Origin of the sequence: Corynebacterium belfantii (assembly GCF_041898185.1) — a bacterium.
Classification (GTDB): Bacteria; Actinomycetota; Actinomycetes; order Mycobacteriales; family Mycobacteriaceae; genus Corynebacterium; species Corynebacterium belfantii.
Window position 1 is genome coordinate 781,459 of the sequence record NZ_CP157823.1, and the last position, 13,651, is coordinate 795,109.

A 13,651-nucleotide genomic window follows, 5' to 3' on the forward strand; every position below is an offset into this window, starting at 1 on the left:
TGCTATTGTGTAGGCATGACAACGAAAAAAGCTGCTAGAACAAAACTCGCGCCAGGCGAGGATTCCATTGAACGGGTCGTCGATGCACTGCCATCACGCGGTCCCCACGAGAAAGACATCAGTGTTCGACTATGGGATGGCCGACTCAAACGATTCAAGATACGTGCTGACACGAAGGGGGAGTTCCGTCGGAAAGCTCGTGAAAGGGTCGAGACTGCTCTCAACTCCGGCAATTCCGAATGGGACAAGGGCAGTCGTGTTATCGACTTCATTGATCAGGTCTCTGTGCCAGTTATTTCTAGTGCACGTATTAGGCCGAACACCCGCAAGCGTTACGAGCTTTCGTTAGGGCAGGTTCGCGAGCAGCTCAAGGGGCTGTCCATTGGCGATGCAGTGAAGTTCCGAACGTTGGAGCGTGCACTTCAGGCTATCGGTGCGGAGCATGGTTCTGAGTCTGCTCGCCAAGCGCGCACCGTGACAAGCAGGTACATTCTTGATCAAATGATCCGCGAGGGTCTCATTGACCATAATTCGCTCCGGGGAATCAGCATTGACTTTGGCAATGTTCGAAAGGGGCACAAGGCTTCTGGCGGTCATGCGCTTACGCCGGTGCAATACAACCGCGTTGTGGACCATCTAGTCTTCCGTGACATCACCGTGCCGTTGCCGCCTGGAAAGGATCGACGCCAGACGTCTATTAACAAACATGCCAACACCGTTGCGCTGGCGTTGTTGCAAGCAGGAACTGGTCTGCGTATCTCGGAGGCACTCGCGCTCAAGACAGCGGATGCGATTATCACCGATGACTCGGTAGCTATCGCTGTCAGTGCTGAAGTGTCCAAGACGCACCGAGGACGTACGGTACCAATTCTTGATCCACGGGTCGAGAAATTCTGGCACATGCGATTAGAAAGACTCGCTCCTGACATGCCGCTGATTCCGGCGCCCGGTGATCGGCGCTCTCATTGGCGGACAGACAACGCCGTGAAGGCGTGCAGTCATCTCTATCAACACATCGGGGAGTGCTTGGGTGATCCTGCGGTCTCCACAATGCGGTCCCATGGGTGGCGAACAGTTTTGAACAACCTGGCCATCGCGCGAGGCGTGCCCAGCGAAATTCGTTCTGCGTTCTTTGGCCATACAACCGACATGAATGCGGCCAACTATACCGACCTGACTGATGTGACCAGCATGGCTGCCGTTCTGAAGGGGGCAACCGGTGTCTAAACGACTTATCAGGAAATGTCGCTTTAGATGTCGCTTTATGGACGGGACTTTGTAGGATGTTGCGGGACTGTCCGGGACGCTTTGGGGCGATAAAATGGCAGGTCAAAACCGAATAACTGCACTTTGGTACCAGTTAAGGTATATAACCCAGAGGTCGTAGGTTCGAATCCTACCCCCGCTACTTATTAAAACCCTCGGTTTGCTTATGTGAACCGAGGGTTTTTGCGTTTTTAATTTTGGCGTAAGTATGCCTTGGGTGGGGTGACGGCACGGCGCTTAGGGGAGGGCTGCCACTTTGGGTCTTAGAGTTGTGAAAATCAAGCTAGAATTTTTTTCGTAAAACTATTTTAGTTTCGCTAAGGAAATAATAATGTTGGGTGTGCACAGACGGATGTATTCATGTAACTCTCATGGAGAAGGAGAGCTTTTGTTATGAAAATTCGTACGATGACTCTCGTGATGGCAGGCGCTTCGATCCTTGCCAGTGGGGCACTTGCCACTTCCTCGGCCCAAGCGACAACGCATTCGCCGGAACGGCATTTGCTCGAATGGTGCCATAAGACCTTTGGCGGGGAACAGCATGATCTTTGCAACTATTACAACTGGGCAAAGGATGTCGCCCATCGTGTAAGAAGTGAAAACGATACTCAGTATTCGGAAGACTTTGAGTTTTTGGCTAGGGAGGCACTTAACCGCCTTTATCATGAACAGAAAACGGCAGATAACGCTTAAATAGCGGCCATTTTATTGTGGAGTAACTTACAGTGCCCCCCTCGGCTTCTGCTATCGGCAGGGGCACGAGGGGTGTCGTGTCTAATCACAAGCATTACTGTGCTACCGGTTTGGCTCGTACTATGTACGGCATGAGTCTTTGTGGCCGATATGTGCCTCTCTTATTATTTCCTGCAGCATGTTGTTGTCTGCTGTGGGGATTTTTCTACGTGCATTGTCGTGCCTCCTGCGCAGGCTGGTTCTCCAGAGATGTTTGCGACTACATAGCTCGATTTGAAGACTGTTCGTGACATCGTTGCTATAACGCAGAAATATGCGGATGAAGGTGAACTGATTGATCGCAGTGGTAGCGCCGATCATGCGGCCACGCATAATGAACTGCAGCTTCTTCAGTGGGCTGTAGCTGACTCGCGGCGAGTAACGGCATTGCTGCGCGATCGTGGGGATCGGCGAGGCTTATTTGGGGTTGGGCTTGATGTTGTAGAGGCAAATGCCGTACTGCCTTTTCAGAGGAGTACTTTTGATCCAGCACGCCCAGCGATCGCTCGGATTAGCTTGAACTTGCTCACTTCTTACTTGAGTGCTGCGCATGCTGAGTTTTCGGGCGAGCAGCCACCTGCGCATTGGAAGTGCTATTTTGATTTAGCAGTGGCTGATTGTGTTTCGCCGAGTGTGGCGCTTACTGCATACGACGCTCATCTCACGGTTGATTTAGCTTATGGTGTCGATCTGGGTGTGCTGTGGCGTGGGATTCCTGCGAATATTCCGCTTCACGATCTTCGTCGGGAAGCGATAGTAGTGGGGAACCAAGTGTATTCGGTGCAGGCGTTTCGGCTGGGGATCGACTTGCGGCAATCAAGGACTCTTGCGCAGGCGAAGGGTGTGATGCAGTCTCAGTGGAATGCCATCGACGCTGAGCTTTTCCGAAACGATGTGCTTCGTATTTGTACTGGAACCGCGGCGATGTCAGTTTCTTGAGGGGAATAGTCCTCGTTTATTTTTGGCGAGAAACAGAGCAATTATGTGCGTTCATTCAGCGTTTACAGGTGCAGTGAAAAAACTCACATCCGTGCTAAAAAGTGACAATTTCGAGATTTGCTCACTGGGAAACACGTTATGACCACTTAAAACAAAAGTGGACATGGTCATATGTTTGGGTTTGGTTGGTTTTGTGATCTTTTCCTAGTGTTTTCAGCATGCGTTACAGGACAAAAATGCCTAAATTTGTGAGTTATGAGCCCGAGAAAAATTGGAGTGACCGAAGTCGCTCTGCGCGACGCACATCAGAGCTTGTTTGCAACCCGCATGGCCATGGAAGACATGGTTGCCTCATGTGAGGATATTGACAATGCAGGCTTTTGGAGTGTGGAGTGCTGGGGCGGCGCAACGTACGACGCCTGCATCCGATTCCTCAACGAAGATCCATGGGAGCGCTTGCGTACTTTCCGCAAGTTGATGCCTAATTCGAAGCTGCAGATGCTGCTTCGTGGCCAGAATCTTCTGGGATACCGCCACTATGAGGACACCGTGGTGGACAAGTTTGTGGAGAAGTCAAAGGAAAACGGCATGGACGTTTTCCGTGTCTTTGACGCTTTGAATGATCCGCGCAACATGGAACGCGCTATGCAAGCGGTGAAGAAAGTGGGCGGCCACGCCCAAGGCACGATTTGCTATACCGTGTCGCCACTGCACACCGTAGAGGGATACATTGAGCAAGCAGGTCGACTGCTCGACATGGGTGCAGATTCCATTGCTTTGAAGGACATGGCTGCGCTTTTGAAGCCACAGCCTGCTTATGATGTCATTCGCGGTATCAAGGAAACCTACGGCGAAGATACTCAGATCAACGTCCACTGCCACTCGACCACTGGTGTTACCTTGGTGACCTTGATGAAGGCCATTGAAGCTGGCGCAGATGTTGTCGATACCGCAATTTCTTCCTTGTCGCTCGGCCCAGGCCACAACCCAACCGAGTCTCTCGTTGAAATGCTTGAAGGTACCGAGTACACCACGGATCTGGACATGGATCGTCTGATTAAGATTCGTGACCACTTCAAGACAATTCGCCCGAAGTACAAAGAGTTTGAGTCCAAGACGTTGGTGGATACCAACATCTTCCTTTCGCAGATTCCTGGCGGCATGCTCTCCAACATGGAAAGCCAGCTCACCGCTCAAGGTGCAGGCGACCGTATCGATGAAGTGATGCGCGAAGTTCCAATCGTTCGTAAAGACGCTGGTTACCCACCACTCGTGACGCCTTCTTCGCAGATCGTCGGCACGCAGGCTGTGTTCAACGTTCTCATGGGCCGTTACAAGGTCATGACCGCAGAGTTCGCAGACTTGATGCTGGGTTACTACGGCGAATGCATCGGTGAGCGCAACGCTGAATTGGTTGAGCAGGCAAAGTCTCAAACCAAGAAGGAACAGATCACCGTTCGTCCTGCAGATCTTCTCGAGCCAGAGTGGGATCACCTCGTCGAAGAGGCATCCAAGCTGGAAGGCTTTGATGGTACCGATGAGGACGTGCTCACCAACGCACTGTTCCCAGGCGTTGCACCAGGGTTCCTTAAGACCCGTCCAGAGGGACCAAAGAACGTGGGCAAGGATCCATCGAAGATCAAGACCCGCGATAACCAGGCGGTCTTGGAACCAATCACCTACAAGGTCACCGTGGGCGGTCGCAGCCAGACCGTCAAGGTTGAGCCAGCTGAATAAGGAGTTTGACTAATGGCTAAAGAATTGTCGATGGCCGAGCGCCTCGAAAAGCTGGCAGCTGCTAGGGCCAGGGTAAGCCTTGGTGGTGGCCAAGCCAAGATTGATAAGCAGCATGAAAAGGGCAAGCTTACTGCTCGCGAGCGTATCGACGCGCTTGTCGACGACGGCACCTTCTTCGAAACTGGCATGTTTGCTAAGCATCGCACCACTCACTTTGGTATGGACAAGGCGAATGCCCCAGCAGATGGTGTTGTGACCGGTTCCGGCGCTGTGTTCGGTCGCCCGGTCCACATCGCTTCTCAAGACTTCACCGTCATGGGTGGTTCTGCAGGCGAGACGCAGTCCAACAAGGTCGCTGCGATGATGGAATCATCGGCCACCACCGGTACGCCGTTCATCTTCATTAACGACTCCGGCGGAGCTCGCGTCCAGGAGGGTATCGACTCCCTGTCCGGTTATGGCAAGGTGTTCTACCAGAACGTGCTGCTTTCGGGTTTGGTTCCACAGATCTCGATCATCGCTGGCCCTTGTGCCGGTGGTGCAGCATACTCGCCAGCGCTGACTGACTTCATCATCCAGACCCGCAAGGCCAACATGTTCATCACTGGCCCTGGCGTTATCAAGTCCGTTACTGGCGAAGAAGTCACTGCTGATGCACTTGGTGGTGCAGACGCACACATGACCAAGGCCGGCAACATCCACTTCATTGCCGACGACGACGAGCAAGCAGTGCTAATCGCTCAGAAGCTGCTGAGCTTCCTGCCTCAGAACAACACTGAGGAGCCACCTGTGGTGGATCCTGACCCAGTAGTTGAACCTGATCCAGAGCTGCGTGACATTGTTCCTGTGGAAGGCACGAAGGGCTACGATGTCCGCGACATCATCAGCCGTGTTGTCGATCGCGGTGACTTCCTCGAGGTCCAGGCAGGCTACGCTCCAAACATCGTGGTCGGTTTTGCACGTATCGTCGGCCGTACTGTCGGTATCATCGCTAACCAGCCAAACGTGATGTCGGGTGTCCTAGACATCAACTCTTCTGACAAGGGCAGCCAGTTCATCCGTTTCTGCAACGCTTTCAACATTCCACTCGTTACCTTCGTGGACGTTCCAGGCTTTATGCCAGGTGTTGCTCAAGAGCACGGCGGTATCATCCGCCACGGTGCAAAGATGCTTTACGCATACTCCGCAGCATCGGTACCAAAGGTGACCATCGAGCTGCGTAAGTCCTACGGTGGCGCTCACTTGGCAATGTGCTCCAAGGATCTTGGTGCAGACCGTGTCTTCGCATGGCCAACTGCAGAGATCGCTGTGATGGGTGCAGAAGGCGCCGTCAATGTGGTCTTCCGTAAGGAAATTGAGGCTGCCGAAGACAAGGAAGCAAAGCGCGAAGAGCTTATCCAGCTGTACAAGGATACGTTCTCCACACCATTTATGGCCGCATCCCGTGGCTTGGTGGACGACATTATCGATCCAGCAGACACTCGCCTGCACATCGCCAATGCGCTTGAAGTTTTGACCAACAAGCGCGTTACCCGCCCTGCTAAGAAGCACGGCTTGGGACCAGTGTAAGGAAGCGTCAGTCATGAGCGATTTAAACAACGAGCAACTGCTTCAACTAGTCAACGAGTTAAGCGCGCGCCTCGATTCCGCAGAATCAGAGATCAAAGAGTTGCGTAAGCGCTCTGATGCGTCCATCCCAGAAGACGTCATCATTGCAATTTCTGCAGCAGTCTCCGCATTCTTGGGCAACCGAGGCAAGATCAAGGCCGTGAAGTACTCGCGTCACCGCACGTGGGCCGCTCAGGGTCGTCAGAGCGTCCAGCATCATATTCCGGGCACGCTGTAAGTAGCCGAGGATAGAAGGTAAATCATGAAACTTAACGTGACAGTCAACGGCATCGCTTACTCCGTCGAAGTCGAGGTCGAGGAAGAAAAGCGCCAGATTGCGCCAATCTACTTCGGCGGCGGCTCCGGTGGCGGTGCAACCCACTCCGAACCAGCTACTGCTAGCGTGTCCGGTGTGAGCGCTAACGCAGTGGTCGCACCTCTTGCAGGCTCGGTATTCAAGATCTTGGTCGAAGAAGGCGAAGAGATTGAAGCCGGACAGGTTCTACTGATCTTGGAAGCCATGAAGATGGAAACCGAGATCACTGCTCCCAATGCTGGCAAGGTTGGCAGCATCCGAGTCGAGATCGGCGAGTCCGTCCAAGGCGGCCAAGCATTGGTCACCATCGACTAATCAAACAAGGTGTGCACAACACCTATGTGACACGTGCGCGCTGTGCAAAAACTCCCTGTTTTTCAGGGACTTGCACAGCGCGTTTGCGCATTTAGGGGAGAGGTATTCAGGGCACTTAATTTTTCACCGCACACGTGGTTATATAGGGGAGATCGCCGTTGTTATCCACTTCCACAATCCACGTGAAGGTTCATCAAATCTTATGCGCCACCTTTATTTTTCGCGCCTGTACCGTCCACTATTATTCGCTGCTGCAACCACGGGTGCGGCATTTTTTGCGGGGCCGCTAGCTCACGCTGATGAGATCCAATCCACACCTCAGCCAGTAACACAGCCACAGCCTGCGCCGACCCTGACGCAAACTGTCACCACGATGGTTAATAGCTGGGGGGTTTCAGTACCTGCAATCGATCCTCGGGTTGCGGCGGTCGTCGATACGCTAGCTCAACAAGTTCAAGCATTCGTAGCCCCAGTCATGCCCTATGCAGACCCCCAGGTGGCTGCACCTGCCCCTGAGCAGCACGCGGTCGCGCAACGCCCCGTTGATAGTCCTAATTATCACTGGACGAACGACCCTGTTTCGCAGGTAATGGCTCAAAAATCTGGTCCTGTGCTGCACCGTGTTCAGGGGAGCTGGTTTAACGCGCCGGACATTCCAGAAGAATCATTGCAGGTACAGGCACAGGGGGCGTCGTTGTATGGTCCTGGTACCCCAATCTACGTGGGCAAAGACCGCCTGTGTACGGTGGGTGCTTCTGGCTATGATGCCGAGGGGCGAAAAGTAGCGATTACGGCAGGGCACTGCGGAAACGTAGGAGATGCGGTCATTTCTGCTGATTCGTGGCAAGTTGGCCCAAGCGGCACCGTGGTAGCTAAGGGATCCAACTTGGACTATGCGGTCGTGGAACTTGGTTCTAATGCGCAGGTGACCCAGCGTTACAACAATATCAGCGTCAATGCAGTCGGTGGCCCCATGCCTGTCACTGGCAATACAGCCTGCAAACAGGGTGTTGCTACTGGTTTTAGCTGTGGATTGGTATGGAATCACGACCACCGCACTACAGCTTCTCAAGTCTGCGCAATGCAGGGAGATTCCGGTGCACCAATGTTGGTGGGAGATCGTGTGGTTGGCATCATCAACGGTGGCATAATCCCTAATGTGAACTACCCATGCACCACCCCATGGCAGGGGCCGTTCTTTGTGCCCACTATCAGCACGAACATGGATGCAATCGTATCCGACCTCAATTCTAAGAAATCAGTCGGACATGGTTTCCGGCTTGCTAACTCTTAATAGATAGCGGGGGAGTTGTTATCGCGATGAGGTCAGCATTGTGCGGACTTCATCGTGAAGCAGCCCATTAGTAGCCAATGCGTTTCCACCATGAGGTCCTAGGGCTCCGTCGAGGGAACTAAACACTCCGCCGGCTTCTTCAACCAAGATGGACAAGGGAGCTAGATCCCACAGGGATACTTCTGGTTCCGCAGCAATATCGACGGCGCCTTCGGCAACCAGGCAGTAGGAGAAGAAGTCACCGAATCCGCGTAGACGCCACGTCTCGTCGGAAAGAGCGACAAAGTTCTCCAACAGGTCGCGTTCTTTCCAGCCATCGAGGGAGGAGAACGAAACGGAGGCGTCGGTTAGCTGCGCTACGTTACTGACGTGGATGCGGCGGGATTCTTGAGCTGGATTGCTGCGCCATGCGCCTTCTCCTTGAGCCGCCCACCAACGATGCGCAATGGCTGGCGCAGACACCACGCCAACAACAGGGTGGCCATCGACAAGCAATGCGATAAGTGTGGCCCACACAGGGACACCGCGAACGTAGTTTTTGGTGCCATCGATGGGGTCGATGATCCACTGCCGGCCGGTGAACTCGGCGGTGCCACCAAATTCCTCACCGAGAATGGCGTCCTCGGGGAAGCGCTGCGCGATGAGATCTCGAAGCTCACGCTCCGTGGCAATATCGGCATCGCTGACCGGCGTCATATCTGGTTTAGAAGAAACCTTCAGGTCAGAGGCTGCAAATCGTGCCAAGGTGATGGCGTCTGCGACATCTGCAATTTGGAGAGCAAACTCAAGATCGTCGTGGTAACTCATGGGTTGTACATGCTCCTGAAAATAGCCGGAAAACTGGAGAGATGTTAGGACAGTATTAGCGAGACAACATCGCTGCGACTTCATCGGTTGCTTGTGGGTTAGAAGCAATTGACCACGTCACGCCACCGGATTCCACTCTGATGCACTTTCCGCCCGCGCCTTCAACAAGGGCGCGACCAGGCAACCAATCCCAGTCTTTTACCGAATGCTGCATGTAGGCTCCAATACAGCCATCGGCAACGTTGGCCAGCTCTACTGAACCGGATCCCATCATTCGCCAGCTTAAAAAGGCTTGGGCAATGGTGAGCCAGCGGCTGACGATCTCGGGCTGCTGAAGATATGGCGGGTTGAGGTAGGTGGCAAAGTTGATCAGCTCAGTGGATTTATTTTCTAGCTTGGCTACGGGTTGCCCGTCGCGGGTTGTGGGGATCTCTGATCCACCGAACCAGGTGTAGCCCATAGCGGGGCGGTGTACTGCGCCGAAAATGACGCGGGTGGGATCTTCTGGTTCACCTTCGATCAGTGCAAGCGCGGAGCACCAAAAGTCTGATCCGTTGACATAGTTGTAGGTGCCGTCGACGGGGTCGATTACCCATGTGCGCCCTGAGATGCTGTTGCGGGTTGCACCTTCTTCGCCCACAATTCCGTCTTCGGGGCGCAGGGTTGTTAGTACTCCTGAAACGAATTCTTCCGCGGCGCGGTCGGCGTCAGTGACCACATCTGATAGGGATGTTTTGTAGTCTGTGTGGACGCCTTGTTCACGCATACGCCATGCTAGTCGGCCTGCGTTGTACACCAACGCTTGCGCTAGGTGCTCATCTGAATCGTCAACGTGGGCGATGATGAACGTTTTGGTGATGGTGGCAATCATCTCCGAGAGGGAAGCTGTCGCTGCTGATTGCGTGCGTGGGTCGGATGAATTCTCCATGTGGTCTATTGTGCATGGCTCTTAGGAATGGAGCCAACATTTCCCCACGGGGGTCTGCCCACTTGAGGGGGGAGATCAGGCCAGTAGCAAGCACGGCGGGCAGACACGCTAGAATTATCGCTTATGCGACCGGAAACTCAATCTGCTGTAACTCAACTCGACTCGACTTTGACGAACATCGAAAAAGTGATGAATCCCGAGGAGTTGGAGTCGCGTGTGCGCGAGTTGGAGCAGCAAGCCTCCGATCCTACGCTGTGGGACGATCCTGACACCGCGCAAAAGGTGACCACGGAGCTGTCTTCGGTGCAAGCCAAGCTGAAAAAGCTAAGCACATTGCGCCAGCGTATCGACGACCTCCCCGTGATGTATGAGCTCGCCGATGAGGAAGGCGAGGATGCTTTAGCGCTTGCTGACGAAGAACTAGCTGAGCTAACCGCTGATATTGAGGCGCTTGAAGTAAAGACCATGCTTTCTGGTGAATACGATGCTCGCGAAGCAGTGATCAATATCCGTTCCGGTGCCGGTGGCGTGGATGCCGCTGACTGGGCGGAAATGCTCATGCGCATGTATACCCGCTGGGCCGAGAAAAATGATCACAAAGTAGATATTTACGATATTTCTTATGCCGAAGAAGCCGGCATTAAATCTGCAACCTTTGTGGTTCATGGCGAGTACATGTATGGCCAATTGTCGGTCGAACAGGGAGCTCACCGTTTGGTTCGTATTAGTCCCTTCGACAATCAGGGGCGTCGCCAGACCTCTTTCGCTGAGATCGAGGTTCTCCCCGTTGTTGAACAAACAGACCACATCGATATCCCTGACTCCGAAGTGCGTGTCGACGTCTACCGTTCCTCGGGTCCAGGTGGGCAGTCCGTGAACACCACCGACTCTGCCGTGCGTCTAACACATATCCCAACGGGCATTGTCGTGACGTGTCAGAATGAGAAGTCCCAGATCCAGAACAAGGCATCAGCTATGCGCGTTCTTCAGGCAAAACTTTTGGAACGTAAGCGCCAAGAAGAACGCGCCGAACTTGATGCTCTCGGTGCAGGCGGTAACGCCTCATGGGGCAATCAGATGCGCTCGTATGTGCTGCACCCTTACCAAATGGTGAAAGATCTGCGTACAAACTATGAGGTCAATGACCCCCAGAAGGTTCTCGACGGTGATATCGATGGCCTCCTAGAGGCAGGTATTCGCTGGCGCATGGCGGAACAACAGGAGCAAAACTAGCCCTGCTGGAAGTGCATAGGGGTTCCAGGGCCCAGAGGGATCCCTACTGCGTACCAAACAATAAAGAAGACAAACCAGCCAACAAGTATCGCAATGGAATACGGCAATGCAAGCGACACCAAGGTGCCCACACCCGCTGGTTTGTAGTAACGCTGCAAGAATGTCAGCGCGAGTGCGAAATAAGGGCTCATCGGAGTGATGATGTTGGAGGGAGAATCACCAATCCTGAACAACATTTGCGTGACTTCAGGGGATATGCCCACATACATCATCATCGGCACAATCACAGGAGCCATCAATGCCCATTGAGCAGAGCCCGATGTAATCGTGAGATTAAGAAGTGCCACAGCGAGTACTACGGCAGCAAACAAAACGTAGACCGGCAGATCCCAACGCTGTAACAGCTCCGCGCCCTTGATCGCAGTCCAAATGCCAAGATTTGACCATTGGAACCATGCAAGGAATTGGGCAACCATAAAGAACAACACGACCATGGGGATTAAAGTGGTCAAGCCCTTGGCCATAAATGCCGGAATATCGCCTAGAGACGTGATGCTTTTTATTGTGATCCCATAAACCACACCAAGGCCTAAAAACATCAAGGAAATCGGAACAGTAACAACCTTGACGAGCGGACTGGACATCGCTGATTCTTCAGAATAAAACGGCGAGGCCGGCACAAACAAGAGCGCAAAATATACAGCCAACATGCCAATAAAGGCCACCCCTGCAATTCTTAGTGCGCGGATTTCCCCTGAATGGAGTGCTATTTCCTCGGCTAGTTCCTCATCGGTTTTCGCGCCGGGGTCGGGGTGGTCGTCGTCGCGAAAGCTTAATTCCGAGTGGTCGATGTGGTCGTGGTCGACTAGTTGGCGTGCTTTGTTCTTAATGAACAGCTCTGTTACTGCGGTGATAATCAACGCAAGGATGAGAGAAGAAGCGACAACAAAGAAGTAGTTGGCAAGGGGTGAGACATGATATTCCGGATCGACCAGTTGTGCTGCTGAAGTAGAAATTCCGCCAAGGAGAACATCTGTGATGTTGAGGATCAAGCTGGCATTAAACCCGGCTGACGACGCGGCGAAGGCAACCATGGCGCCCACGATGGGGGAGCGGCCGAGGGCACGGAAGCTCATGGCACCTAGTGGAATGAGGATCACGTAGACAGCATCTGAGGCAATTGAGCCGGTAACACCTGCCAGTGCGACGACGTATGTCAGGGTCTTCGGACCGACTTTGGCCACCATGGCGCGTACTAGTGCGCTGATAAAGCCGGAGTGTTCGGCCACGGAAACACCCAGCATGACGGTAATGATGACGCCTAACGGTGGGAAGGCTACAAAGTTGTTCACCGCTTCGCTCACCATTTTGGTGGCGCCTTCTTTTGTTAGCAGGTTGGTCACTTCTACTGTCGATCCGTCTTGAGGATTAACAGCAGTCATGCCGACGGCGGATCCTATCCAGCTGCTGATTGCCACAATGATGGCTAGGAAGACAAATATCCAGAAGGGGTCTGGTAATCGATTGCCTAGCTGTTCTATTCGTCCAAGAAAGCCAGAGGGGGCTGTCTTGTGGGGCGGTGTGGTCGTGCTCATTTCTGGGCTCCGATCGTCGGCAACAATGATGCCCGCCAGTGTACTGACGATGATGTGATGACGGTCATAGGGTTTGCTATGTGGGATGCTATGGCGTGTGTGATGGCAGCGATGTCCGAATGTAAAAATTGTGACTGCTGTTTCCATTGGGGCGGATGTTGGCTAAGGTGGATGTTTGTGATCACGTTCGACAATGTCACCAAGCTCTATAAGACCTCGACCCGACCAGCGCTCAACAATATTTCGCTCACCATTAACAAGGGCGAATTTGTTTTTCTCATTGGGCCTTCCGGCTCCGGAAAGTCCACTTTTCTGCAGCTGATGATCCGAGAGGAGAATCTGACCAGCGGCGACCTGTACTTGTCGGATTTCCACGTGAATAAACTTCGTGGCCGCCAAATTAACAAGTTGCGCCAAAATATCGGCTACGTCTTCCAAGACTTCCGATTGCTCCAACAAAAAAATGTTTACGACAACGTAGCGTTCGCACTCGAGGTCATCGGCACCCGTAAAGCGCGTATCGACAAACTCGTTCCTGAAACCCTCGAGCTCGTGGGACTTTCTGGAAAAGCTAACCGCATGCCACACGAGCTTTCCGGTGGTGAGCAGCAGCGAGTAGCTATCGCGCGTGCGTTTGTTAACCGGCCGCTTCTTTTGCTTGCCGACGAGCCCACCGGCAATCTTGATCCCGAAACTTCCGACGGCATCATGGTGTTGCTCAACCAGATCAATAAGACCGGAACGACAGTAGTCATGTCGACGCACAATGCACGAGCGGTAAACGACATGCGTCGACGCGTGATCGAGCTCAATTTGGGCACCCTAGTGCGTGACGACGCCCACGGCGTCTACGGCGAGGCACAGTAGGAGGAGAGTGCACA

General features: G+C 53.4%; 13 protein-coding genes. 10 read left to right on the top strand and 3 right to left on the bottom strand.

Annotation, left to right across the window (positions count from 1 at the left end):
- Positions 1 to 15: 15 nt before the first annotated feature.
- The 8 genes from ABMV07_RS04030 to ABMV07_RS04065 all read left to right on the top strand — a co-directional run bounded on the left by ABMV07_RS04030 (position 16) and on the right by ABMV07_RS04065 (position 8,207).
- Positions 16 to 1,227, top strand: coding sequence for a tyrosine-type recombinase/integrase (locus ABMV07_RS04030; protein WP_374064894.1), 1,212 nt, complete (start codon positions 16 to 18; stop codon positions 1,225 to 1,227).
- A 432-nt stretch (positions 1,228 to 1,659) separates the two neighbouring features.
- Positions 1,660 to 1,959: a hypothetical protein gene (locus ABMV07_RS04035; protein ID WP_374064895.1), complete on the top strand. Its 300-nt coding sequence runs from the start codon at positions 1,660 to 1,662 to the stop codon at positions 1,957 to 1,959.
- Positions 1,960 to 2,232: 273 nt separating this feature from the next.
- Positions 2,233 to 2,937 carry a hypothetical protein gene (locus ABMV07_RS04040; protein WP_374064896.1) on the top strand — a complete coding sequence of 235 codons (705 nt, stop codon included), beginning with the start codon at positions 2,233 to 2,235 and terminating at the stop codon, positions 2,935 to 2,937.
- A gap of 255 nt (positions 2,938 to 3,192) precedes the next feature.
- On the top strand, positions 3,193 to 4,674 hold the full coding sequence (locus tag ABMV07_RS04045; RefSeq protein ID WP_088267590.1) for a methylmalonyl-CoA carboxytransferase subunit 5S: 1,482 nt from the start codon (positions 3,193 to 3,195) through the stop codon (positions 4,672 to 4,674).
- 12 nt (positions 4,675 to 4,686) lie between these two features.
- Positions 4,687 to 6,243 (top strand): acyl-CoA carboxylase subunit beta, encoded by a 1,557-nt coding sequence (locus ABMV07_RS04050; protein ID WP_197692845.1) that lies wholly within the window; start codon positions 4,687 to 4,689, stop codon positions 6,241 to 6,243.
- Positions 6,244 to 6,256: 13 nt separating this feature from the next.
- Positions 6,257 to 6,520 (top strand): hypothetical protein, encoded by a 264-nt coding sequence (locus tag ABMV07_RS04055; protein WP_003850577.1) that lies wholly within the window; start codon positions 6,257 to 6,259, stop codon positions 6,518 to 6,520.
- A 24-nt stretch (positions 6,521 to 6,544) separates the two neighbouring features.
- Positions 6,545 to 6,913, top strand: a complete 369-nt coding sequence (locus tag ABMV07_RS04060) for a biotin/lipoyl-containing protein (RefSeq protein WP_088267588.1) — start codon at positions 6,545 to 6,547, stop codon at positions 6,911 to 6,913.
- A 202-nt stretch (positions 6,914 to 7,115) separates the two neighbouring features.
- The gene (locus tag ABMV07_RS04065; RefSeq protein WP_088267587.1) at positions 7,116 to 8,207 is read left to right on the top strand and encodes a S1 family peptidase; all 1,092 of its coding nucleotides are present in this window, start codon (positions 7,116 to 7,118) and stop codon (positions 8,205 to 8,207) included.
- A gap of 18 nt (positions 8,208 to 8,225) precedes the next feature.
- Here the strand turns inward: ABMV07_RS04065 and hisN are convergent, their stop codons facing one another.
- Together hisN and ABMV07_RS04075 are read right to left on the bottom strand one after the other, a co-directional pair.
- Positions 8,226 to 9,014: a histidinol-phosphatase gene (hisN, locus tag ABMV07_RS04070; protein WP_088267586.1), complete on the bottom strand. Its 789-nt coding sequence runs from the start codon at positions 9,012 to 9,014 to the stop codon at positions 8,226 to 8,228.
- A gap of 55 nt (positions 9,015 to 9,069) precedes the next feature.
- Positions 9,070 to 9,942, bottom strand: a complete 873-nt coding sequence (locus ABMV07_RS04075; protein WP_374064897.1) for an inositol monophosphatase family protein — start codon at positions 9,940 to 9,942, stop codon at positions 9,070 to 9,072.
- Between the two features lie 123 nt (positions 9,943 to 10,065).
- On the opposite strand from ABMV07_RS04075, the gene prfB reads away from it, so the two are divergent.
- Positions 10,066 to 11,175 (top strand): peptide chain release factor 2, encoded by a 1,110-nt coding sequence (gene prfB / locus ABMV07_RS04080; protein ID WP_196977541.1) that lies wholly within the window; start codon positions 10,066 to 10,068, stop codon positions 11,173 to 11,175.
- On the opposite strand, the gene ABMV07_RS04085 is transcribed toward prfB, so the two are convergent.
- Positions 11,172 to 12,770: an AbgT family transporter gene (locus tag ABMV07_RS04085; RefSeq protein WP_088267584.1), complete on the bottom strand. Its 1,599-nt coding sequence runs from the start codon at positions 12,768 to 12,770 to the stop codon at positions 11,172 to 11,174. The two genes, prfB and ABMV07_RS04085, sit on opposite strands and share 4 nt — an antisense overlap.
- Positions 12,771 to 12,947: 177 nt before the next feature.
- Between ABMV07_RS04085 and ftsE the strand changes: the two genes are divergently transcribed.
- On the top strand, positions 12,948 to 13,637 hold the full coding sequence (gene ftsE, locus ABMV07_RS04090) for a cell division ATP-binding protein FtsE (RefSeq protein WP_014303094.1): 690 nt from the start codon (positions 12,948 to 12,950) through the stop codon (positions 13,635 to 13,637).
- Positions 13,638 to 13,651 lie beyond the last annotated feature (14 nt).